Here is a 2,085-nt window from a genome sequence, read left to right as displayed (position 1 = left end):
TGCCGAGCACGGTGCCGGGGGCGAGCGTGCCAGCCGCGACGGTGATGGTCTCGCGGGTGTAGTCGCGATGGGCTTCCCAGACGAGGAAGCCGCCGGGATGGGTGCCCTCTGTGAGCGTGGTCATGGTGTCTTATCCCTTGAGCTTGAAGGTTCGGGCGATGACGTCGCCCCAGGGGCGGGTCGTGGCGCTGCGCCCGGGTTGCGGGTGATGGGGCGTGATCTCCGGCGCCGTCTCGGCCTTCGCGTCCAGCAGCGTGGCGCGGACCGCGTCGAGGCTCGCGTCCTGCTCGAGGAACCGTCCGGCCATCTGCGGCTGGCCTGCGAGACGGCAAAGATCGACGACGGCCCTCGCATGGGCGATGGCCTCGGCGCGGATGGACGCGGGATCCGGGCCCGTGCTGGCATCTGTCGCCGTGCCGTCCGGATCGGGCGCCTCGGGCTGCGGTGCGGCATCGGGCTGCGCAGCGACATCGTTGGCGTCTTCAACGATGTCCGGTCCCGTCTCCGCGCTCTCAGGATCGGCGGTCTCGACCGCTTCGACCAGCGCGGGCGGCGCGTTGCGGAACCGGGCGATGTCGAAGCTGGCGGCGATGCGCACGGGCTCGGCCAGCTGCGTGGCGAGGCCCGCCTCCAGCGCCTCGGCGGCCGAGAACCAGGTCTCTGCCGCCATCAGCGCCGCGATCTCGTCCTCCGTCTTGCCGGAGCGGGCGGCATAGCCGCGCGTCATGCCGGCCGCGATCTTGTCCAGCGTCCCGGCCATCTCCCGCATGTCCGCCGCCGTGCCCATGACGAGGCCGGAGGGGTCGTGGATCATCAGGAAGGCGTTCTCGGGCATGACGATCGCGTCGCCCGCCATCGCGACATAGCTCGCCGCCGAGGCCGCGATCCCGTCGATCCAGACGGTGACCGTGCCGGCATGGCGGCTCAGCGCGTTGTGGATGGCGACGGCATCGAAGACCGACCCGCCGGGGCTATTGAGGCGCAGGTCGATGGGCCCGTCATCGGGCAGCGCGCCGAGTTCGGCGAGGAAGCCCTTGGCCGAGACGCCATAGGCGCCGATCTCGTCATAGATCAGCACCTCCGCCCCGCTGTCGCGGGCGCGGATCGTGTACCAGCTCTTCATGATGTCACTCCTGTTTGGTCGCGCGGTCCGCTGCCGCCGCATCGTCGTAGCTGTCGCCATCCGCCCCGTTGCCCGGATCGGGCCGCGTCGCCGGGGTCGCACGCGCTCCTTGGGTCTCGCCCGGGCTGGTGCGGTAGCGCAGGTCGAGCGCCTCGGCGCGCGCCGTGTCCGTCGCGTTCTCGCGATCCACTTCCTCGACGTCGTAACCGGTTGCCTCGACCACCTTGCGCCGCGAGGTAATGCCCGCCTCCATGGCCAGCACCTGCGCCTGGATGTCCTTCAGCGGATCGACCCAGTCCCAGCGGGGCGGAATCCACTGCACAATGCGCGCGGCCGCCGGGTCGGGCAGATCCAGCCGGCCCGCCAGCCGCGCGGTCTCCAGCCAGCGCGCCCAGACCGGGCGGCACAGCTGGTGCGCGATCACCCCGTGCTGCAGTTGCTGCACCCGCCGGCGGAACTCCACGAGTTCGGCCCGCAGGCTCGAATAGTTCGCCTGGCGCACATCGCCGGTGACCAGGTGATAGGGCAGCCCCAGCGAGGCCGAGACGCCGAGCAGCGTGCGGTACTGGAACGCCTCGTAGCTGCTCCCGACATCCGCAGGTGCCGAGAACTTCACGTCCTCGCCGGGCAGCAGCACCTGCAGGGTGCCGGGCTCGAGGCTGGCAATGGCCGCGCCATCAGGATCGGGCTCCTCCGTGCCCATCATCGGCTCTTCGGGCGCCGTCTTGGTGATGAAGCCCGCGAACATCGCCGCGGTCTTCTTCCGGTCGAGTTCGGCGTCGTCGTACTGGTCCAGGAGGAACAGCCGCACCATGGCGGGCGCCACATGCGGCAGGCCACGGATCTGGCCGGCGTCGAGCGGGCGATAGATGTGCAGCACATCCTCGGCCGGCACGCGCACGGTCTCCGGCACCGCCACACGCTGATCGGTGCTGTCGCCCGGATGGCTGCGGCGGAAGTGA

General features: G+C 70.7%; 3 protein-coding genes. All 3 read right to left on the bottom strand.

Going from position 1 to position 2,085, the window contains the following annotated elements:
• A partial coding sequence (locus tag AB6A66_RS17330) for a head decoration protein (RefSeq protein ID WP_371056876.1) occupies nucleotides 1-124 on the bottom strand: 124 nt, incomplete at its 3' end.
• 6 nt (nucleotides 125-130) lie between these two features.
• Nucleotides 131-1,123, bottom strand: a complete 993-nt coding sequence (locus AB6A66_RS17325) for a head maturation protease, ClpP-related (protein ID WP_371056875.1) — start codon at nucleotides 1,121-1,123, stop codon at nucleotides 131-133.
• A 4-nt stretch (nucleotides 1,124-1,127) separates the two neighbouring features.
• A partial coding sequence (locus AB6A66_RS17320) for a phage portal protein (RefSeq protein ID WP_371056874.1) occupies nucleotides 1,128-2,085 on the bottom strand: 958 nt, incomplete at its 5' end.

The sequence above is a fragment of the Rhodosalinus sp. K401 genome (genome assembly GCF_041365735.1).
Lineage (GTDB): Bacteria > Pseudomonadota > Alphaproteobacteria > Rhodobacterales > Rhodobacteraceae > Rhodosalinus.
Note: the sequence above shows the minus strand (reverse complement) of the source record. Positions and strands in the feature narration are given on the sequence as shown.

Bases quoted from the DNA above. Each gene is read 5' to 3' on its own strand.
- AB6A66_RS17325 (WP_371056875.1), bottom strand. From the start codon at position 1,123: ATGAAGAGCTGGTACACGATCCGCGCCCGCGACAGCGGGGCGGAGGTG.